Raw genomic sequence first — 19,752 nt, forward strand, 5'->3', positions numbered from 1 at the left:
GGACAGTGCGGGCAGCGCGCACGGACGTCGTATCGCCGTGGTTTCCGGACGGTCGGGGGTCGTCAGGGACCGTCAGGGGCGTCAGGGGGTGCGCAGGACGTCCAGGGCGGCGCCCAGACCGGCGGGGTCGGTCGGCACGCCGGACAGTTCCAGGCCCAGCTGGACCCCGGCGAGGGTTCCGGCGAGGGTCAGGTCGTTGAAGTGGCCGAGGTGACCGATGCGGAAGACGCGTCCGGAGAGTCGGCCCAGTCCCGCGCCGAGCGACATGTCGAACCGTTCCAGGATCACCTTGCGGACCTTGTCCGCGTCGTGACCCTCGGGCATCAGCACGGCGGTGAGGGAGCCCGAGTGTTCGCGCTCGTCGGCGCAGAGCACGTCGAGGCCCCAGCCGTGCACGGCCGCCCGGGTCGCCGCGGCATGCCGGGCGTGCCGGGCGTACACCTCGGGGAGTCCTTCGGCGTCGAGCATGTCCAGTGCCTCGGCGAGTCCGTAGAGGAGGTTGGTGGCGGGGGTGTACGGGAAGTAGCCGCGCCGGTTGGAGTCGATGATCGGCGCCCAGTCCCAGAACGACCTGGGCAGCCGGGCCGTCCTGGAGGCGGCGAGGGCCTTGTCGCTGACGGCGTTGAAGCTGAGGCCGGGCGGGAGCATGAGCCCCTTCTGGGAGCCCGCGACCGTGACGTCGACGCCCCACTCGTCGTGCCGGTAGTCGATGGAGCCCAGCGAGGAGATCGTGTCGACGAGCAGCAGGGCGGGGTGCCCCGCCTCGTCGAGGGCCCGGCGGATCTCGGCGATCCGGCTGGTGACACCGGTCGAGGTCTCGTTGTGGACGACGCAGACCGCCTTGAGGGAGTGGCTGATGTCGGCTTCGAGGCGCCGGGTCAGTTCGGCGGGGTCGGCGCCGTGGCGCCAGTCTCCCGGCACGAAGTCCACCTCGAGACCGAGGGAACCCGCCATCTCCTGCCAGAGCGTGGCGAAGTGTCCGGTCTCGAAGCACAGGACGCGGTCGCCGGGGCTGAGCGTGTTGACGAGAGCGGCCTCCCAGGCGCCGGTGCCGGAGGCGGGATAGATCACGACGGGGTTCGTGGTGCCGAACACCGGCTTGATCCGCTGGAGGACCCGGAGGCCGAGTTCCGCGAATTCGGGGCCCCGGTGGTCGATGGTCGGTGCCGCCATGGCGCGCAGGACCTGGTCGGGGACGTTGGTGGGGCCGGGGATCTGGAGGAAGTGGCGGCCGGTGCGAAGCGTCATGGGAAAACCCCTCCGAAAAGCCTTGTGCCGTGAGACGGCACGCCGTACCGTGATGTGGCATGGCGGAGCATAGGTTTCTCCGAGCGAGGGAGTCAATGGATGCAGAACGTCCTCAACGCGCTGCGCACCCTGGAGGAGGTCGCCGCGCGGCAGCCGATCGGCGTCGCCGACCTGGCGCGCGCCCTGGACCTGCCGAAGAGTTCGGTGCAGCGCGCCCTGGTCACCCTGCACACGGCGGGCTGGATCCGGCAGGCCGCCGGGACGCCCACGCGCTGGGCGGTGACCACGAAGGCGCTCCACGTCGGCCGCAGCGCCACCGGTGAGCTGGGGCTCCGGGACATCGCGGTGCCGGTGATGGAGGAACTGCGCAGGGAGACCGACGAGACGGTGCATCTGGCGGTGCCGGAGGGCGGCCGGATCGTGCTGATCGAGCGCCTGGAGACCAGTCGGCCGGTCCGGATCGTGCTTCCGCTCGGGCAGAACCTGCCCGCACACGCCTCGGCGAACGGCAAGGCGGTGCTGGCGGCGAGCCCCGCCGAGGCCGTGGAACGGTACATCGCGGACGGGCTCGCCCGGTTCACCGACGCCTCGATCACCGATCCCGGGCGGCTGCGGGCCGAGTTGGCGGAGATCCGGGCGCGGGGCTACGCGACCAACTCCGGGGAGTGGCGGGACGACGTGTCGGCGGTGGCCGCGGCGGTGATCGGGGCGGACGGCACGACTCCGGTGGCCAGCATCAGCGTCAACGTGCCGAGCAGCCGGATGACCGACACCTCACGGGCGGCCCTCGGGGCGGCGGTGCGCGAGGCGGCGGACCGGGTCGGGAAGCTCCTCGGGAGGGCGGCCGGACTCTGATCACCCCGGGGGAAGTTCTGCCGCGACCCCTTGACGCACCCAGTTCGACGAGGCTTCCATACTCCTCACTGCGGAACATGCTTTCCGCATGACGGAATTCAATGCATCGGAAACAGGTCACCGGCACCTCTGCCGGGCCACGGCACACACCACTCCGCCCCGCCCTCCCCCCTGGAGGGCTGAGCCGGTGCGCCCGCATCATGACCCTCGACCGAAGGCGGGGAAGCCTCGTGTCAGATCATGTCATTTCCATCGTCGCGTTGGCCTTGGTGTTCACCATCGCCACTTTCACCTCGGTGCACATGGGAGCGCTGGCCATCGTCGCCACGTTCATCGTCGGCACCCTGTTCGTCCACGAGACCACGGACGAGATCTTCGGCGGGTTTCCCGGAGACCTCTTCGTCGTCCTCGTGGGTGTCACCTTCCTGTTCGCCATCGCCAAGAACAACGGCACCGTCGACTGGCTGGTGCATGCCTCGACACGGGCGGTGCGCGGTCGCATCGCCCTGATCCCCTGGGTGATGTTCCTGGTCACCGCGACGCTCACGGCGGTGGGCGCGGTCGTGCCCGCCGCCGTGGCAATCATCGCCCCGATCGGCATGGGGTTCGCGGCTCGCTACCGCATCAACCCGGTGCTGCTCGGCCTCTTCATCATCAACGGCGCGAGCGCCGGCGGATTCTCCCCCGTCAGCATCTTCGGCTCCATCACCAACGGGGTGGTGGAGCGGAACGGGCTGCCGGGCAGTCCGACGCTGCTGTTCGCCAGTTCGTTCGTGTTCAACGTGCTGTTGTGCGTGGTGGTGTTCTTCCTCTTCGGCGGGAGGAAGCTGCTCGGGCGACGGGCCGAGGACTCCCCCGAGGACCCCTCCATCGGTGCGGGCGGCGCACCCGCGCCACGCCCCCGGGGCGGCCCGGCGGATTCCGTCGGCGGCGCCACCGCCGTGCGGACCGCTCCCCCCGAGGCGAGCCCGGACACCGTTCCCGGCACCGGGCCCACGGCGCTGCGCCTGGACCGGGTCCGCGCCCTCACTCTCGCGGGGCTGCTCAGTCTGGTCGTCGGGGCGCTCTTCTTCGAGCTGAACGTGGGCCTGCTCGCGCTGACCGTGACGGTCGTCCTGTCGCTGCTGTCCCCCGAGTCCGCGAAGGGCGCCGTGGACCGCTGCGCCTGGTCGACCGTCCTGCTCGTCTGCGGGATCGTCACCTTCGTCAGCATGATGGAACGCATCGGCACCATCGACTGGCTCGGCACCAGCGTCGCCGGGATCGGGGCGCCGCTGCTGGGGGCGCTGCTGATCTGCGCCATCGGCGCGGTGGTCTCCGCCTTCGCGTCGACCACCGGCATCCTCGGGGCGCTCATCCCGCTGGCCGTGCCGTTCCTGCTCGCCGGTGAGGTCGGCGCCGTGGGGATGGTGACGGCACTTGCCATCTCCTCGTCGGTGGTCGACTCGTCGCCCATCTCCACCAGCGGCGCGCTGGTCACGACCAACGCCCCCGAGGAGCAACGCGACGCCGTCTTCCGGCGGTTGATGGCCTGGGGGATGAGCATGGCGGTGATCGCCCCACCGGTCACCTGGGCGATCTTCGTGGTGCCCGGCTGGCTCTGAGCGACACCCGGCCGGTGCCTTTCAGGGAGAACGCGCGCCCACCGCAAAGCCGTCGCGGGTCTGGCACAGGGACAGCGCAAGCACGCGCCGATCCACCGAGAGCCACTGGAAGCACCGAAAGGCCGACGGCCGGGCCGACGCACGTCGCCACGGAAGGGGCCGACCTCCCACGGTCGTCCCCTTCCTTCCGTCCGTCCGTCCCTACCAACCCGCCTACCAACCCACCTCCCGGCACTCGGCACTCGGCACTCGGCACTCGGCACTCGGCACTCGGCACTCGGCACTCGGCACTCGGCACAGTCCTACCGCCGTGACACTCCCCCTTACCGGAGACCGACCCCGTACGCCCGGAACGCTCGCGCCCCGCCCTCCCCGGACCACCGACCGGACCACCCTGCGCACCACCACCCGAGCCCCCGAACAACCCCTGGCCCACCGCCCGCAAGGCATTCTGAAATGCCCTGCAAAATCTTGCCGACTTGATCGACCGGCTGCTTGACTCCCGAGGCGATCCGTGCGCGGTCGCGGCCCTGTTGTCGAGAGGAACGGCCAGGAGCAGCGCGTACGACGTCCTCGTCCTGGGAGGCTCGGGCGTCGACACCATCGTGTACGTCCCCGAGCTGCCGCTCCCGTACGCCGCCGGATTCCTCTTCGGCAGGCTGTCCGGCGATTCCTTCGAGCGGTGCGCCCTGTACGGGGCCGTCGCCGGTGCCCGCGCCTGTACCGTGCCCGCGACCGGCGGCGACGCCCTCACGCGGACCGCGCTCCTCGCCGAAGTCACCGCCCTCACGGGGGCGGGCGTCAGGGCGTGAGCGCCGGGGCGTACGACTTCCTCGGCGGCGGGGCCGCCTGACGCGCGCTCGCCGCCCGGCCCGGCGAGGACGCGGAGGGTCCGGTGTGCGCGAACGTCGGGGCGGGGCCTGCCCACGGCCGCCGTGCGGCGGCCCGGTGGACACCCCGCGACCGGCGCGGGAAGCCGTCCCCCGAAACCGTCCATCGGCGTTTCGGCCACGGACCGCTCCTGGCACCGCCCTGACCGGGCAAGGGTCGATGTATCCGGCACGAACACGCTTTCGCTCGGCTGCGGGTCTCACAACAGGCCGAAAAACGTGTGTTCGACCGGGCGGTGTCCTTCGTTGAGCCCGGCGACACCCCCACTCACCTCCCGGAGCCCGCCATGCGTCCCCTGCCCACGTACCGGAACGACCTTCCTCCCGCGCCTCCCACCACCACCGGCCTGCCCCGCCACGCCTCGGCCCGCACAGCACGTCCGGATACGAGGTGGGGCGCATGACGACCGCACCGGGCACCGCGCCCACCGTCGAGGCGGACGCCTCGGAGTCCGAGCGGCTGCTCTTCGGCGGCAAGCTCACCTACGACCAGGGTTTCGCCGCGCACTCCGGCGCCTGGGCGGGCCTGGGCCTGTGGGAGATGGGCCGTTCACTGCCCCGGCAGGTCCGCCTCGCCGTCCGTCTCGCGCGGGACGCCGACCCTCGCGCCTTCGCCCTGGTCGCGGCCAGTGAGATCGCGCGCGGCCTCACCCAGGCCGTGTCCCTGGTCGCGGTCAACTCCCTCCTCGTCGCCCTGCTCGCCCCCGGCGACATCCCCGGCCGACTGCGCGCCGCGCTGCCCGCCGTCGCCCTGGTCGGCGTCCTCTCCGTGATCGGCTCGGTCTGCCGGTCGGCCTCCGCCGCCGCGACGGGCGTCCTGGAACCGAAGGCCCAGCGGGTCGCCACCGAGCGCTATCTCGGCCTGGTGGCGCGGGTGGAGCTGGAGGCGATCGAGGACGACGCGTTCCACCGGCTGATGGACACCGCGCAGTGGGGTGCCGACGCCGCCCGGCGGATGGTCGGCTACTGCACGGCCGTGGTGACCTCGATGATCTCGCTGATCGCCGCCGCCGGTGTGCTGACCGTCCTTCACCCGGCGCTGCTGCCGCTCCTGATGCTCATGGCATTGCCGAGCGCCTGGGGTTCCCTGACCATGACCCGGCACCAGTACACGAGCTGGCACCGGTTCGTGCAGCACGTACGGGCGTCGAAGCTGCTCAGCCAGCTCCTGATCGACCAGAAGGCCGCCGCCGAGGTCCGTGTCCACGGGGTGGCCCCCCTGCTGCTCAAGCACTTCCGGCTGATGGCCGAGACCAGCGAGGTCGAGCAGACCCGGCTGGCCTGGACCGGAGCGCGCGTGAACCTCGTCGCGGACTCCGCGCGCGGCCTCGCGACCCTCACGACGTACGGAGTCCTCGGGGCCCTGCTGTGGTCCGGCCGGATGGACCTCGCCATCGCCGGTACGGCGGTGCTGGCGATCCGTACGAGTTCGTCGAGCATCACCGATCTCGTCCTGCGGATCACCGAGGTCCAGGGCGAGGCCCTGTTCATCGCCGATCTGGAGCGGCTGTGCGAGGAGGCGGTGGACCGGGCCGTCCCCGACGGCGGGACGGACCTGCCCGGGAAGGTGGACGAGATCCGGTTCGAGAACGTCACCTACACCTATCCGGGCAAGGACGAACCGTCCCTGCGGAACGTGGACCTGGTCATCCCGCACGGCAGGACCGTCGCCCTGGTCGGGAAGAACGGCTCCGGAAAGACGACCTTGGTCAGCCTGTTGAGCGGGGTACGGCTCCCGAGCTCGGGACGGGTCCTGTGGGGCGGGGTGAGCACCACCGAGGCGGACCGGGCCCAGGTCTTCGCACGGGTCGCGATGGTCGCCCAGGACTTCTACCGGTGGCCGTTCACCGCCCGGGTCAACATCGGCATCGGGCGCAGCGAGCGCTCCTGGGACGAACCGAGGGTCCGGGACGCGGCGGAGTACGCGGGCGCCGACGAGGTCATCGCCCGTCTGCCGTACGGTCTGGACTCCCTGCTGGCCCGGGGGTACAAGCGGGGGCAGGAGATCTCGGGCGGCCAGTGGCAGAAGCTGGGGCTGGCCCGTGCCCGGTTCCGCCACGGCGATCTGCTGATCGTGGACGAGCCGACGAGCGCGCTCGACGCCGCCGCCGAGCAGCGGGTCTTCGACCAGATCCACCGGCTGGCCGACAAGGGACAGACGACCGTCCTCATCACCCACCGGCTCGCCAGCGCACGTCACGCGGACATGATCTACGTGCTCGACGAGGGGCGTGTCGTCGAGAGCGGCACCTTCACCGCGCTCATGGACCCCGCCACCGGGACCGGGGCGTTCCGCGACGCCTACGAACTCCAGGCCCGCCAGTTCCGCCTCGCCCCCGTACCACCACAGCCCGGAGACCCGGACGCGCCCGTATCGGCGCCGCCCGTCACCACGGACGTACCGGAGGCACGCGCATGACCTGCCGGGAGGAGCGAGGAGGTCCCGGCCCGTCTCCTCCGGCGCAGACCGACGGCACTCCCCCACCACCTGCCACCTGACCTGCGGCATGTCACAACTCACCGTCCCGCGGGCACTGTTGTGCAGTGCCCGCGGGACGGGGCACACCGTGTCCTGGCAGAAGGGAGACAGCGGAGTGGATCCGGTCGTGGCAGGGGTGGTGGCCACTGTTCTTGTCAGCATCGTGAGCGGCGTGGTGAGAGTCGCCCGCCACAGGCTCAGCGCGGAAGTGGAACTGGCCCGCATCGCGGACGCGGGAACCACCGAACGCGTCCGTCACACCGTGCCGTGGGGAACGCTCAGGGAACGCACGGAGGGCCGGCAGGTCACCGCCACGTCCCATCGGAGCGGAGGTGACCGGGATGGAGGACTTCCCCAGCGGTGAGATCGCGACGGCCTCGTCACGGACCGGCGCGCCGGCGCCGTCCTCCGGACTCCAGTGGGCCGAGGCCCTCCACGAGGAGCAGTACCCCCTGCTGGTCCGGTTCCTCCTCCTCAACGGCGCCTCCTGGGCCGCCGCACAGGACGCGGCGCAGGACGCGTTCACACAGATGTGCGCTCCGGGGCTCTCGATCACCCATCCCAGGGCGTGGCTGCGCACGGTCGCCTGGCGGTCCTGGGTGAAGCAGAGGGTACGGCCCGAGGAACTCGTACCGGAGACGCCCGAGCCGCACGAGCTGACGATGCGCTGGCAGACCCCGGTCCAGGCCGCCGAGATGGACGAGGAGAGCCGGAGGGTCATCGCCCTGCTGCTCCGCCTCCCCGCGAAGCAACGTGCCGCCATGGCATGGACCTTGGACGGGTTCACCACCGAGGAGTGCGCACGTGCCATGGGAATCACACCGGCGGCGGTCCGCCAGAACCTCGCCCGCGCCCGCGCCGCCCTGAAGTCCGGTCTGAGCCTCGACGGCGGCCGGGTGCGGGCGGGGAGGGACGGGGAATGAACACCGATCCGGCGCGGGAGGCACACGGACGGCACCCCGACGAGGCTCTCGGCCTTCTGCTCACCACCGCCCACGACCGGCTCGTCACGGCGGTGCGGGACCGGCTGTCCGCCGGGGGCGGCGTCCCCGAACTGCGCGACCCCGACCTCACTCTCGGGCGTGCGCTCGCCGCGGTGCACCGCGCGCTCGGAACCTCCGTCTCCCTGCGTCTGACGGGCGAGGCGGACCGGGACGCGGACGACGCGTCGGCCGAGCACCCGGGCTCCCTCCGCGCGCACGGCCATCCGCTGGCGGACAGGGTCGCCTCCGTACGCATCAGATACCGGGGGCGTGCCCTGCGGACCGCACGCTCCTACGATCCCGGGGAGCTGATGCCCGCTCTGGCCGGTGCCCGCCGGATCACCGGGGACGTCATCGAGCTGATCGGGTCCGACGCCGCCGACACGCGGATCCCCTCCTCGATACGGGAACTGGAACGGCTCCTCGAAGAGGCCGAGGGACTCACGGAACACGACTCCGCCCCTGCCGACTCCACTCCCGAGTACCTGCGGGCGGTGGAGCGTTCCCTGGCCGTCCACGCCCAGCTGCTCCAGCGGGCCGTGCGCGACGCCCATCAGCTCCTGAAGGAAGAACTGGTACCGGTGTTCGCCGAACCCGTCGGTCACCTGGGGTCGGAGATGGTCACCCGGGACCTCGCCGACGACCTCGAACAGGCGTGGGTGAAGGCCCACGACCTGTCCCGCGCGGTCGCGGTGGTCGAGGCGGTCAGCAACGACTTCACCGGAGAGGACCTGCGTCAGGTCGACCTCTCCGGAGTCTCCCTCGCCGGTGTCCTCTGGAACGCGTCGACCGTCTGGCCCGAGGCATGGGAGTCCTTCGTCATCCGCGCCTCGGCGCCGGAGGGGACCGAGCCGGGGGTCCTCGTCGTCACCGCCGATCCCTGTGACACGGCGGCGTCGGCGGACGCCTGAGCGCGCCGCGCGCCGGACGGAGGCCGCCCCGCGGCTCGCGTCGGAGCCGTGGCCCGGGGTCTCCCTCCGGTCGGCTCAGGCGAACTGGCGGGAGACCTTGCGGTGGGCGGCCTCCAGGACGGCGAGGAGGAGTTCCTTGCTGGACTCACGCGTGCGGACGTCGCAGAGCACGATCGGGACGGCGGGGTCCAGGTCGAGGGCGTTGCGGACCTGCGCCGTGGTCCAGGCGCGTTCCCCGTTGAAGCAGTTGACGCCGATGGCGAAGGGGATGCCCCGCTCCTCGAAGAAGTCGATGGAGCCGAAGGAGGCCTCCAGCCGACGGGTGTCGGCCAGGACCAGCGCTCCCAGGGTGCCGTGGGCGATCTCGTCCCACATGAACCAGAAACGTTCCTGTCCGGGCGTACCGAACAGGTACAGGACGAGCTCGGGGCTGATGGTGATGCGGCCGAAGTCCATGGCGACCGTGGTGGAGGTCTTCCCCTCGACACCGGCGAGGCTGTCGACGCTCTGCCCGACCTGGGTGAGCCGCTCCTCCGTCTCCAGCGGAGGGATCTCGCTCACCGAGCCGACCATGGTGGTCTTGCCGACGCCGAAGCCCCCCGCGACGAGGATCTTCACCGCCGTGGGGAGAGTGACCGGTTCAGAGCTGGCGGATGCCATCGATGACCCTTTCGATGAGGTCCACGCTCGGTTTGTCGGACTGTGAGGGGGGCGCCTGCACGATGATCTTCTCATCGACGAGGAGATCTCCGCAGAGCACCTTGACGACGCTCACGGGCAGGTCGAGATGAGCGGCGATCTCGGCGATCGCCACGGCCCGGTGGCGGCACAGATCGAGGATCTGCGCGGCCTCCGGGCTCTCGTGCGTGAGGCCCACGTCGGGTGAGCGCGTCACCACGAGAGTGATCAGCGTGAAGTGATAGTGATTGTGGCGGGTCCGGCCACCGGTGATGGTGTAGGGCCGGAGATGGCGTCCGGTGGCCGGTCCGTCGAACCCTTGTGGCTCAGGCATCCTGGCGGTGTGCTGCGAGGCCGTCGCTAATCCTCGGTGCGGCACTGAGGTACGTTCCAACCTGCTTCACCAACGTCCCCATCTCGAAGGCCATCATCCCCGCGTCCACGTCCTGGGAGGCGAGCGCCGCCAGGCGTGCCCCCTGACCCGCCGCGGTGATGAACAGGAAGGCGTGCTCCATCTGGATGACGGTCTGCTGGACCGCCCCGCCCCTGAAGTACTGCGCGGTGCCCCGGGCCAGGCTGTGCATCCCGGACGCGACGGCCGAGAGGCGTTCCGCGTCGTCACGGACCAGGCCCTGCGACTTGCCGATCAGGAGGCCGTCCCCTGAGAGCACGATGGCGCAACGGATCTCGGGGATGCGTCCCACGAGGTCGTCCAGGACCCAGTCCAGCTGCCTGCTGATAGGCACATCAGTCATTGTGTTCCTTCACGGTTCGTCGGATCCCCCGTCTGGTCATTCTGGTTGCCGACCGTCTGTGTCCGGCACTGCATGGGTTCCGGTGGCCTGATCCATACCCCGCCGGATCGCGGCGACTATCCGGGCGGAGGCTTCGGGCGACCGGGGCCCTCCGCCGTCGCCGTCCATCCCGCTGCTCGCCTCCTCGTTCTCCCGCCGGAGCTGTACGGCGAGGCTGGACCCCCGGGTGCGCTGCGGCAGCATCTCCGGCTGCCGCAGCCTGGGGGTTTCGCCGGGGACCTTCACCTGGTCGCCGCCGGGCGCGGCGGGCGCCGGGGCGTGCGGGGGTCCGGGTGCGCGCCGGGGCGCGGGGGCCGGGGTGGGCGCGGGGGCCGCTCGGGGTGGTTCGGGAGCGCGCGGGGGCGCGGGGGCGGCGTGCGGGGGTTCGTGGACCGCCGCCGTCCGGTGCGGTTCGTCGAGGGGGGCGGATGTCCGGGGTTCCGGTGAGACGAGTCCCGCGCCGCCGTAGGTGGGGAAGCCGCTGAGGTCGGGGACGCGGCTGTGGGTGTCCCACTCCTGGGCGGCGACGCTCTCACCGCCCTGGCCACCGAGGCCCTGACCGCCGGAGGCTCGGCCACCGGCACTCTGGTCGCCGACGACGGGGCCGCCCACGACCTGGCCGCTGATGACGGCCCCGTGGTCGGTGTGGCTCCCGGGTGCGCCTCCCGCGCCGGACGGCGCGTCCGAGGGACGGGCGCGGGGTGCCGGGTCGGAGAGTTCGGAGGTCACTGACTCGTAGGAAGGCGTGACCTGGTGCTGCGGGGTCGGGTCGGCGGCGAGGGTTCCGGCGGACGCCTGGGCGGCGGCGGCCCGGAGCTGGTCCATGACGGGCGAGCCGAGTTCCTCCAGCATCCGGGCCGGCAGGAACACGATGGCGAGGGTGCCGCCGTAGACGGAGGGGCGCAGTTCGACCCGGATCTGGTGGCGCTGGGCGAGCCTGGCGACCACGAAGTGTCCGAGCCTGGGGTCGGCGCCGAGGGCCGCCATGTCGGGCTTCTGCGGGTGGGCGAGGAGCTGGTTGGACCGGACGAGCTGCTCGGCCGGGATGCCGAGGCCGTGGTCCTCGACGTGCAGGACGACGCCCTCGGCGACCGGCACCGCGCTGACGACGACCTGGGTGTACGGCGGGGAGAAGTTGGTGGCGTTCTCGACGAGTTCGGCGAGCAGGTGCGTCACGTCGGCGACGGCCCGTCCGGCCAGGGCGAGGCGCTTGGTCGGGGGGAGGTTCTCCACCTTGACGCGGGTGTAGTGCTCGGTCTCGGCCACGGCGCTGCGCATGACGTCCGTGATGGTCACGGGTTCGGTCATACGGCGGCTGGGCGGGGTGTCGCCGAGGATGACCAGGTTCTCGGCGTGCCGTCGTACCCGGGTGGCCAGGTGGTCGACCTTGAAGATGTCCTTGAGCAGGTCGGAGTCGCCGTGCTTGCGCTCCAGGTCGTCCAGGAGGGCGATGAGGCGGTGGATCAGGGTCTGGGTGCGCCGGGTGAGCTGGCCGAGGACCTTCTCGACACCGGCGTGGCCCCGGGACTGGCTGAGCACCGTGTCGGCGGCCGTGAGCCGGAGGCGTTCGACGGCGGCGCCGAGGAGTTCGAGTTCCCCGGCGGTCCTGAGGTGGTGCGAGGGCGGGAAGGGGGCGAAGGGCTCGCCCTTCTCGGAGCGGGCGACCGCCTCCGGCCACTGGCGGGCCATCTCCTCGGTGCGGCTCTGGAGTTCGGCGAGCCCCTTGAGGGTCGAGCGGCGGGTGCGCAGGCCCAGGACGGCGCCCGCGGTGAGGAGCGCGCCGGTGAGGAGGGTCCCGGCGATCAGTCCGACGAGCAGCCCCGTGGCCCGGTCGGAGGCGGTGTCGGACAGTTCGCCGAGGGAGCCCGCGGCGATCTCCCGGAGGTCGGTGAGGAGGACCTCGGCGTCGGCGTTCCAGGCTTTCGTGGCGGCGGGCAGCCGGGTGTCGGAGGCGACGACGACGGCGTCCTCGATGGCGGTGACCGAGGAGGCCTGGGGGGTGCCGGAGAGTGCGGCGTACCGGCCCCGGGCCCCTTCGGGCAGGTCCTCGGCGGAGAGCGAGGCGCGCAGGTCGCGCTGGACGCTCAGGTACTGGACGAAGCGGTGGTGGGTGGGCGTCGGGAGGCCGCCCTTGGGGACGGCGGCGGTCAGCAGGGCGTCCTCGCGCGACAGCATCTCGACGAGCCTGACGAGGGCCGCGGTGGAGCTGCCGCCGCGTGCGAGCGGACCGTCCTCGCTGCGTACGGCGGAGGAGATCAGATGGGTGCCGCTCTCGATCACACCGGTGAGGTCGCCGAAGGCCTCGTCGGGGGAGACGGTACGGGTGTCGACGGCCTGGCGTCGGGTGTCCAGGGTGTCCAGGGACGCCTCGAAGGTGTGGGCTGTGCCGCTGAGGGCGGCGTCCACGGAGGGCATGGTGGCCCGGAACTCCGCGACGGCCGCGTCGGTCCTGGTGCGGGCCCCGTCCAGGGCAGTGCGTGCCGCGTCCGACCGGGTGCTCTGCCACAGGGCCGTGAGGCGGCGCTCGCTCTGGAGGTGGGACACCACGTTCAGGGCCCGGCCGCCGGTGGTGCCGATTCTCTCCGCGTCGTTGCGGAGCTGGGTCTGTTCACCGGTCAGGTCGACGGCGGTGTAGCCCCACAGGCCGGTGAGGGCGATGACGGGGGCGACGATCGGCATGATCAGCTGCGTGCGGAGAGACCTGCGCGGGGCGAGCCGGTGACGCGGCTTCGGGTCGCTGGTGCCTGACATCTGAAATGATTCCTCGTGGCGAGCTGACGACGGTGAAGTTGATGTTCAGCGGCCCGGACCGGCCTGTGGCGTGGCGCCTGGTGGTGGGGCCGCCATGCCGGTGATCAAGCGGCACCGTATCAGGAGTCCGCCCTGGGGGGCGGCCCCGGAGACCGCCTTGAGACCCCGTCAACAGGTTCGGGTGGTACGTGAGTTGATGACCGGTTCCGTCGAATTCGGTCACAGCAGGGTAAGGAGTCTCGGGGTGTACAGATCGGTCATGGTGGCGGCCCCCGCGACCATGTCGAAGTAGATGGAGGTGAGTTCGGGGTCCTGTCTGATCGCGCGGAGCAGCGCCAGCCGCTGGGGGTGCTGTTCGTCGAGGCGCCCGACGGCCAGGGTCGCCTCGTAGCCGGGCAGCAGGGCGGCGTCCCGGTCGTCCCCGTAGGCGGCGAGGGCCCGGTCGAGGGCGGCCGGGTCTCCGTCGAGACGTGCGGTGACGTGCCGGGCGAGCAGTTCCGCCTGGAGGAAGGCGTCGCTGATGCCCCGGGCGGTGATGGAGTCCTTGTGGTGTCCGGCGTCGCCGACCAGGGCCCAGCCCGGTCCGGCCGCCCGCCGGAAGTAGTTCTGCTGGTCGCCGGTGCCGCGCAGCCGCTCGACGCGGGTGGCGGCGCCGAGGCGTTCGTACAGGTCGGGTGCGGTGTCCCGGACCTGGCGGAGGTGGTGGTGCTCCGCGTCGGCCCTGACCTCCTCGAAGCGGGACTGCGGGAAGTAGGTGAGGACGAGGGTGGCGTCGTGGGTGGCGACGGCCGCGACCCAGCGGCCGGGGGCCTCGTGGAGTTCGAGACCGGCCGGGAGGCCCTGCCAGTAGGAGTAGTAGGCGCAGGTGAGGCGCGGGTGGTGGACGGTGAGGGGGGCGCCGACGAGACCGGCGACGGTCGAGCGCATCCCGTCGGCGCCGACGACCAGGCGGGCGCGGGCGCGGAAGGGGGTTCCGCCGTGGGTGCCCTCCACACCGACGACGCGGCCCGTGTCGTCGTGGGCGAGTCCCGTCACGCGGCAGCCCTGGCGGACCTCGGCCCCGGCCCGTGCGGCGGCCTCCAGCATCAGGTGGTCGAGGATGTGGCGGCGGGGCGCGTAGGCGGCGTGCTGGCCGTCCACGCCCCGGCCGCAGCCTTCGAGGCGGATTCCGGCGACCTCGTAGGCCACGTGCTCCAGCGGAGGGCATCCGGTGCGCCGCAGGTCGTCCAGGAGGCCCCAGCGGGCGAGGGCGGCGATGCCGGGCTGGTGGATGAGATGGGTGGAGAGGGTGTCGGAGGGGAAGGACGCGCGGTCGAGGACCAGGACCCGGTGGCCCGCGCGGGCCAGCATCAGGGCTGTCGCGGAGCCCGCGACGCGTGCTCCGACCACGATGACATCGAACATGGGCACTGCCTCGTCGAGAGTGTGGTGATGGGTGGACCGCGTCCGTACGGAGATCGGTCTCCGTCCGGCCGGACCGCACGAGGTCGGTCAGGCCGAGCGGGACAGTTCCGCCAGCAGCGCTCCGTGATCGATCTTTCCGTTCGCGTTCAGCGGCAAACTGTCGAAGACGGATATACGCCGTGGACGCATGTACAACGGGAGGCGATCGATGAGCTGTGCGGACAGCTTCTGGGGGTCGCAGTCGCCGCCGCTGACGGCTGCGTGGAGTTCCGGCGAGCCGTGGGCGTCCGGCACGGCGAGGACGTACGCCTCGCGCACTCCGGTGAGATCGCGCAGGACGGCCGCCACCTCGCCGAGTTCGATGCGGTGTCCGCGCACCTTCACCTGGTGGTCGGTGCGGCCGAGGTGCACGAGGAGACCGTCCTGGCGGCCGACGCGGTCCCCGGTGCGGTACCAGTGCTCGTCGGTGACGCCGTCCCCGCCGTCCGTCAGGGGCGGGTGGAAGCGGCCCCCGTCCTGTGCCGGGTCGAGGTAGCCGGGGAACCGCTGGGGGCCGCGCACCAGCAGTTCACCGGTGTCGGACGGCAGCCCGTCCTCGTCGAGGACGAGGTGTTCGGTGCCCGGGTGGACGTCTCCGATCGGCACGGTGCCGTTCGGTGTGACGGGCCAGTCCGCGGGGTCGTCGGGGAGGCGGTGGCCGGTGCAGGAGATGGTGAGTTCGGTCGGCCCGTAGAGGACTTCGATCGCGCTGTGCGGTGCCGCCGTCCGCCAGGCGCGGGCGGCGGCGAGCGTGAGGGCCTCGCCGCCGAAGACGCTCCACCGGAGGGTGGGCATGCTCCCCGGTGCGAGGGTGCGCAGCCGCTCGGCGAAGGAGATCAGCGAGGGGACGGAGAACCAGTGGGTGAGCCGCAGGCTGTTGACGGTGGCCACCGGGGAGAGCAGTTGCGCGCCGCTCGGGACGACCAGGGTCGCGCCCTCCGCCCAGGCGACGAACAGGTCGTGGACGGAGCCGTCGAAGGTCAGGTCGAAGGCCGAGGACATCCGGCTGTCCGCGTCGATGCCGTACCGCCCGGCCATGGTGGTGAGGTAGGCGCCGAGGTTGCGGTGCAGGACCGGGACGCCCTTGGGGCTGCCGGTCGATCCGGAGGTGAAGACGATGTACGCGATGTCGTCGGGGTCGGCTTCCCTCGCGTCCGGCGACGGGGTGCTGGACGGTCGCTCGTCGGGCGGCGGTACGACGGCTCCGGTCGTGGCGTCGAGCGGGAGTTCCGGTACGCCCAGCGGGGACGCGGCGCCGGGGGTGTCGGTGAGCACCAGGTCGAGGGCGGCGGCCTCGGCTATGGCGGCGGTGCGGGGGGCGGGGTGTTCGGGGTTGAGCGGGACGACGGTGGCACCGGCCCGCAGGACGGCGAGGTAGCCCGCGTAGGCGGCGACCGAGCGTCCCGCGAGCAGTCCGACGCGGCGGGGCGCGGGGCCGGGGCCTTCGAGGAGGCGGCGGGCGATCGTGGCGGCGAGGGCGTCGAGTTCCCGGTAGGTCAGGGTCCGTCCGCCGATTTCGAGGGCGGTCCGCAGGTCGCCGTACCGGGCGGCGGACCGGGCGAACCAGCCGTAGGCGTCGCGCGGCGCGTTCATCGGACACCCGCTTCGAGTGAGCAGGTCCAGGTCCGCAGTTCTCCCACGGTGGCGAGCCGCCCGACCTCCTCGGGGTCGATCTGGCGTCCCGTCTGCTGGCTCAGTTCCACGATGAGCTGGAGCCTGGCCAGGGAGTCGATCCCTATGTCGGAGAGCCTCGACCCGTCGTCGAAGGCGGTGCGGGCGTGCTCGCGCAGCAGCCAGTCCGCCGCGCTCTCGGTGGCGGTCCCCCGGTCCTCGCCGGGCCAGTACCTGCGCAGTTGCCAGGGGTAGCGGGGCAGCGGCACGGCCGCCCCGGGTTCGTCGAACACCACTTCCCAGTCCACTTCCTCACCGGTGAGGTAGCGCCGGACGGCCGCGGCCGAGGCCTCGGGCAGTTCCGTACCGGCGGTTCCGTCGCCGTCGTGGCCCGTGAGGGCCCGTACCAGTTCCTCCCGGCTGGTTCCCACGGCCACCCGGCGGTGGGTGTGGTGGGTGCGGCGGACGGCCGCGCTGTGGCAGATGTCCCGGAGGGAGTGGCCGCTCCCCCGGCCGTCCTCGCCGAGGTAGCGGGTGTAGGCGGCGGCCAGGTCGCACAGGGCCTCGGGGCTCCGCGCGGACAGGGTGAGGACGTAGGGGGTCCCCGGGGGCGGTTCGGGTGCGGGGCCGGGGTCGGGGAGGACCGCCTGGCGGAGCACCACATGGGCGTTGAGCGCGGACACGCCCTGGCCGGAGACGCCCGCGACGGCCGGACGGTCCTGGACGGGGAGGTCCTGGAGCGTGCCGGGGATCGCCAGCGGCAGCCGGTCCCAGTCCACCAGGGGGGTGGGTTCCTCGGCGTGGAGGCTGGCGGGGACCTTCCCGTTCCGCAGGCAGAGCACGGTCTTGATGAGTCCGGCCATGCCGCCGGCGGCCTCGGCGTGCCCGATGTTGGACTTCACCGATCCGACGAGGAGGGGCCGGTCGGCCGGGCGGCCCTCGCCCAGGACCTCGCCGAGCGCCCGCAGTTCCAGCGGGTCGAGCAGGGGGCTGCCGGTGCCGTGGGCCTCGACGTAGTCGACCTCGCCCGGGGCGACGCCCGCGTCCTCGTACGCCCAGCGCAGTACGTCGAGCTGGCCGGTGAGGGAGGGGTTGAGGAGCTGGCCGGTGGTGCGGCCGTCGGTGCCCACGGCGCTGCCCGCGACGACGGCGAGGACGCGGTCCCCGTCGGCGACGGCGTCGGTCAGCCGCTTGAGGACCACGACGCCGACGCCGTCGCTGGGGGCGTGGCCGTCGGCCCGCGCGGAGCCGAACCGGCTGCGGCCGTCGGGGGACATGGTCCCGGCGTGCGTCATCATGATGCCCTCGTCGGGGCGCATGACCAGGTTCACGCCCGCCGCGAGGGCCAGGGAGCTCTCGCCCGCGCGCAGGCTCTGCACCGCGCTGTGCACGGCGTACAGCGAGGAGGCGCAGGCCGTGTCTATCAGCATGCTCGGCCCCCGGAAGTCGAAGGCGTACGACACCTGGGCGGGGATGACCGAGCGGAAGTTGAGGTACTGCGCGGCGGTCATGGCCCGGGGGCCGTTGCGGAACGCGCGCTCGACGAAGTCGGCCCTGGTTCCGCCGACGAACACGCCGGTCCGGCTGCCCGCGAGGCGGTCGGGGCACAGTCCGGCCTCTTCCAGGGCGTCCCAGGAGGCCATCAGCAGCAGGCGCTGCTGGGGGTCGAGTTCGGCCGCCTCGCTGCTGGACATGCCGAAGAAGTCGGCGTCGAAGTCGGCCATGCCGTCGACGTACCCGGCGCGGCGGCTGCCGAGGGTGCCGGGTTCCGCCTTCGGCGAGTACAGGGAGTCGGCGTCGTAGCGCTCCGCCGGGGAGTCGCCGGTGGCGTCCGTGCGGTCGCACAGCAGCTGCCAGAACTCGTCTATGTCCGTGGCGCCCGGAAATCGGCAGGCCATTCCGACCACGGCCACTGAGCGCGCGTCAATGTTCGTCTGGTTCATTCGGAAAACTCCCTCGATGCCGCGCCTCAGCACGTACGATTTCGAGCAGCACCCACCAGTGGGTCGCGACTGGGGTGGCACGGCGTGCGTGGACCCGTGCTACTCGGGATGAGGCCTTTTCAGGGACCGACCCGGTTTCGCCGCAGCGGCGTTCACGTGCTTCGGGTGGAACGCGCCCGGACACGGGTCCTGGTCCCGTCGTGGCGATGCCCGACATCTCTTCCCCACCCCGACCTGATCATCCACGCCTCCTAGATCAACCCCGCACGATTGTCATATGCCTTGCCACTTTTCCTCGCCTCCCGTCAATCAGTTGGCGTGAAATAGTTACAGGCAGTTGAAACATATGTTTTTTTACGATACAATTTGCCGCTTTGTCGGCACTCAGGCGAATCGATCGTGTCCATCCGTCACGGTCCGGGACATCCCCGGCCATCACGCCGTCAACCCCGTTTCGAACGGGTCGAGGTGACGATCCACCAGATGCGTGGATCTGCTTTCATGTGCTCTCATGGACCCCCAGACAAGCGGCGAGGCCCGGCGCCAGCGACTGCAGGCCCTCGGTCTCAACTCGGCCGACGCCGAGGCCACCTTCGACCGAGTCGCCAGGGTGGCGGCGACCGTGACCGGAGCACCACTGGCCATGGTCAACTTCATCAACGACCAGACGCAGATGTTCCGGGGCATGTACGTCCCCCGGGCGCCCGACGCCTCCCCCGACGAGCGGTCGGGCACGGACGACGGCATCACCTTCGACCTGAGCAGCGCGGTGGCGCGGGACGCCCCCGGCGACTACGGGTTCTGCCCGCACGTCGTGGCGCAGGGTTCCCAGCTGGCCCTCGACGACGTGCTCGACTACCCGCGTTTCGCGGGCAACCCGCTCGTCAACGACATGGGCGTGCGTTCGTATCTCGGCACCCCGCTGCGCGACAACAACGGCATGATCCTGGGCACCCTGTGCGTGGCCGACACCTCCCCCCGGACGTGGGACGCGCAGACCAAGGAGCTGATGCACGACCTGGCGCAGACCCTGGTGTCCGAGTTCAAGCTGCGCGACAGCCTTCTCGCGCAGCAGCAGGAGCTGTTCGCCGTCTTCGACGGCGCACCGTTCCCGATCATGCTCACCGAGGGCGCCCGCCATGTGCTGCGGTACGCCAACGGGCGCCAGGCGGTGCTCTTCGGCAAGGGCCGCCAGTACCAGCCCGGCGCCACCGAGCTGCCCGGGCTGCACGCGGCCGGCGTCTTCGGGGCCATGGACATGGCCTTCCGTGACGGGCAGCCGATCACCCACCGGGCCTCGCTGCCCACCGCCGACCACGGCGGATACCAGGAGTTCGACTTCCTGTGCACTCCCGTCAGAACGTCTCCGGGAGCGCCGATCAGCGGCATCCTGACGGTGGCCATGACCGCCGCGACGGTCGCCGACCCCCGAGCGTTTTCAGCCAACATGCAGCAGCGGTTCGAGCGCCTCGGCACCGGGGGAGGTCCCAGCCCCTTCTGAGGCCGCCCCCCGCCGGTCCCCGGGTCCCCGGCGGTCCCGGTGCTCCTGTGGGCCGCGGGGT

At 71.8% G+C, this 19,752-nt stretch carries 15 protein-coding genes; 7 read left to right on the forward strand and 8 right to left on the reverse strand.

Features of this window, described 5'->3' with window-relative positions; translation table 11 throughout:
• Positions 1 to 81 precede the first annotated feature (81 nt).
• Positions 82 to 1,248, reverse strand: coding sequence for a pyridoxal-phosphate-dependent aminotransferase family protein (locus ACIRQY_RS23645; RefSeq protein ID WP_403928885.1), 1,167 nt, complete (start codon positions 1,246 to 1,248; stop codon positions 82 to 84).
• Positions 1,249 to 1,347: 99 nt separating this feature from the next.
• On the opposite strand from ACIRQY_RS23645, the gene ACIRQY_RS23650 reads away from it, so the two are divergent.
• From ACIRQY_RS23650 to ACIRQY_RS23675, 6 genes are all read left to right on the forward strand, one after another.
• Positions 1,348 to 2,103 (forward strand): IclR family transcriptional regulator, encoded by a 756-nt coding sequence (locus ACIRQY_RS23650; protein WP_403928888.1) that lies wholly within the window; start codon positions 1,348 to 1,350, stop codon positions 2,101 to 2,103.
• 230 nt (positions 2,104 to 2,333) lie between these two features.
• Entirely contained in the window at positions 2,334 to 3,707 is a 1,374-nt protein-coding gene (locus tag ACIRQY_RS23655; RefSeq protein ID WP_403928891.1) for an SLC13 family permease, read from the forward strand.
• A 479-nt stretch (positions 3,708 to 4,186) separates the two neighbouring features.
• Positions 4,187 to 4,519, forward strand: coding sequence for a hypothetical protein (locus ACIRQY_RS23660; RefSeq protein ID WP_403929060.1), 333 nt, complete (start codon positions 4,187 to 4,189; stop codon positions 4,517 to 4,519).
• Between the two features lie 478 nt (positions 4,520 to 4,997).
• On the forward strand, positions 4,998 to 7,016 hold the full coding sequence (locus ACIRQY_RS23665; RefSeq protein WP_403928894.1) for an ABC transporter ATP-binding protein: 2,019 nt from the start codon (positions 4,998 to 5,000) through the stop codon (positions 7,014 to 7,016).
• Between the two features lie 401 nt (positions 7,017 to 7,417).
• The gene (locus tag ACIRQY_RS23670) at positions 7,418 to 7,999 is read left to right on the forward strand and encodes a sigma-70 family RNA polymerase sigma factor (protein WP_351784837.1); all 582 of its coding nucleotides are present in this window, start codon (positions 7,418 to 7,420) and stop codon (positions 7,997 to 7,999) included.
• Complete coding sequence (locus ACIRQY_RS23675; RefSeq protein WP_403928897.1) at positions 7,996 to 8,970, forward strand: hypothetical protein; 975 nt, start codon at positions 7,996 to 7,998, stop codon at positions 8,968 to 8,970. Before ACIRQY_RS23670 ends, ACIRQY_RS23675 begins: the two co-directional genes overlap by 4 nt.
• Positions 8,971 to 9,045: 75 nt before the next feature.
• Here the strand turns inward: ACIRQY_RS23675 and ACIRQY_RS23680 are convergent, their stop codons facing one another.
• The 7 genes from ACIRQY_RS23680 to ACIRQY_RS23710 all read right to left on the reverse strand — a co-directional run bounded on the left by ACIRQY_RS23680 (position 9,046) and on the right by ACIRQY_RS23710 (position 18,190).
• Positions 9,046 to 9,630 carry an ATP/GTP-binding protein gene (locus tag ACIRQY_RS23680; protein WP_351784841.1) on the reverse strand — a complete coding sequence of 195 codons (585 nt, stop codon included), beginning with the start codon at positions 9,628 to 9,630 and terminating at the stop codon, positions 9,046 to 9,048.
• A complete protein-coding gene (locus ACIRQY_RS23685; protein WP_351784843.1) occupies positions 9,611 to 9,982 on the reverse strand; it encodes a DUF742 domain-containing protein in 372 nt (123 codons plus the stop codon). The genes ACIRQY_RS23680 and ACIRQY_RS23685 overlap by 20 nt, the downstream gene beginning before the upstream one ends.
• Positions 9,975 to 10,403 (reverse strand): roadblock/LC7 domain-containing protein, encoded by a 429-nt coding sequence (locus ACIRQY_RS23690; RefSeq protein WP_351784845.1) that lies wholly within the window; start codon positions 10,401 to 10,403, stop codon positions 9,975 to 9,977. The genes ACIRQY_RS23685 and ACIRQY_RS23690 overlap by 8 nt, the downstream gene beginning before the upstream one ends.
• Positions 10,404 to 10,439: 36 nt before the next feature.
• Entirely contained in the window at positions 10,440 to 13,193 is a 2,754-nt protein-coding gene (locus ACIRQY_RS23695) for a nitrate- and nitrite sensing domain-containing protein (protein WP_403928901.1), read from the reverse strand.
• 219 nt (positions 13,194 to 13,412) lie between these two features.
• The gene (locus ACIRQY_RS23700) at positions 13,413 to 14,597 is read right to left on the reverse strand and encodes an NAD(P)/FAD-dependent oxidoreductase (RefSeq protein WP_403928904.1); all 1,185 of its coding nucleotides are present in this window, start codon (positions 14,595 to 14,597) and stop codon (positions 13,413 to 13,415) included.
• 87 nt (positions 14,598 to 14,684) lie between these two features.
• Positions 14,685 to 16,229, reverse strand: a complete 1,545-nt coding sequence (locus tag ACIRQY_RS23705; protein ID WP_403928907.1) for an amino acid adenylation domain-containing protein — start codon at positions 16,227 to 16,229, stop codon at positions 14,685 to 14,687.
• Complete coding sequence (locus tag ACIRQY_RS23710) at positions 16,226 to 18,190, reverse strand: beta-ketoacyl synthase N-terminal-like domain-containing protein (RefSeq protein WP_403928909.1); 1,965 nt, start codon at positions 18,188 to 18,190, stop codon at positions 16,226 to 16,228. The genes ACIRQY_RS23705 and ACIRQY_RS23710 overlap by 4 nt, the downstream gene beginning before the upstream one ends.
• Before the next feature lie 511 nt (positions 18,191 to 18,701).
• On the opposite strand from ACIRQY_RS23710, the gene ACIRQY_RS23715 reads away from it, so the two are divergent.
• A complete protein-coding gene (locus ACIRQY_RS23715) occupies positions 18,702 to 19,691 on the forward strand; it encodes a GAF domain-containing protein (RefSeq protein WP_351784855.1) in 990 nt (329 codons plus the stop codon).
• Positions 19,692 to 19,752 lie beyond the last annotated feature (61 nt).

Origin of the sequence: Streptomyces sp. NPDC101490 (genome assembly GCF_044767145.1) — a bacterium.
Classification (GTDB): domain Bacteria; phylum Actinomycetota; class Actinomycetes; order Streptomycetales; family Streptomycetaceae; genus Streptomyces.

What these genes read in the sequence shown, in the direction of transcription:
- ACIRQY_RS23645 (WP_403928885.1), bottom strand. Translation starts at nt 1,248, where the DNA reads ATGACGCTTCGCACCGGCCGCCACTTCCTCCAGATCCCCGGCCCCACC.
- ACIRQY_RS23650 (WP_403928888.1), top strand. Translation starts at nt 1,348, where the DNA reads ATGCAGAACGTCCTCAACGCGCTGCGCACCCTGGAGGAGGTCGCCGCG.
- ACIRQY_RS23665 (WP_403928894.1), top strand. Translation starts at nt 4,998, where the DNA reads ATGACGACCGCACCGGGCACCGCGCCCACCGTCGAGGCGGACGCCTCG.
- ACIRQY_RS23670 (WP_351784837.1), top strand. Translation starts at nt 7,418, where the DNA reads ATGGAGGACTTCCCCAGCGGTGAGATCGCGACGGCCTCGTCACGGACC.
- ACIRQY_RS23675 (WP_403928897.1), top strand. Translation starts at nt 7,996, where the DNA reads ATGAACACCGATCCGGCGCGGGAGGCACACGGACGGCACCCCGACGAG.
- ACIRQY_RS23680 (WP_351784841.1), bottom strand. Translation starts at nt 9,630, where the DNA reads ATGGCATCCGCCAGCTCTGAACCGGTCACTCTCCCCACGGCGGTGAAG.
- ACIRQY_RS23685 (WP_351784843.1), bottom strand. Translation starts at nt 9,982, where the DNA reads ATGCCTGAGCCACAAGGGTTCGACGGACCGGCCACCGGACGCCATCTC.
- ACIRQY_RS23690 (WP_351784845.1), bottom strand. Translation starts at nt 10,403, where the DNA reads ATGACTGATGTGCCTATCAGCAGGCAGCTGGACTGGGTCCTGGACGAC.
- ACIRQY_RS23695 (WP_403928901.1), bottom strand. Translation starts at nt 13,193, where the DNA reads ATGTCAGGCACCAGCGACCCGAAGCCGCGTCACCGGCTCGCCCCGCGC.
- ACIRQY_RS23700 (WP_403928904.1), bottom strand. Translation starts at nt 14,597, where the DNA reads ATGTTCGATGTCATCGTGGTCGGAGCACGCGTCGCGGGCTCCGCGACA.
- ACIRQY_RS23705 (WP_403928907.1), bottom strand. Translation starts at nt 16,229, where the DNA reads ATGAACGCGCCGCGCGACGCCTACGGCTGGTTCGCCCGGTCCGCCGCC.
- ACIRQY_RS23710 (WP_403928909.1), bottom strand. Translation starts at nt 18,190, where the DNA reads ATGAACCAGACGAACATTGACGCGCGCTCAGTGGCCGTGGTCGGAATG.
- ACIRQY_RS23715 (WP_351784855.1), top strand. Translation starts at nt 18,702, where the DNA reads ATGGACCCCCAGACAAGCGGCGAGGCCCGGCGCCAGCGACTGCAGGCC.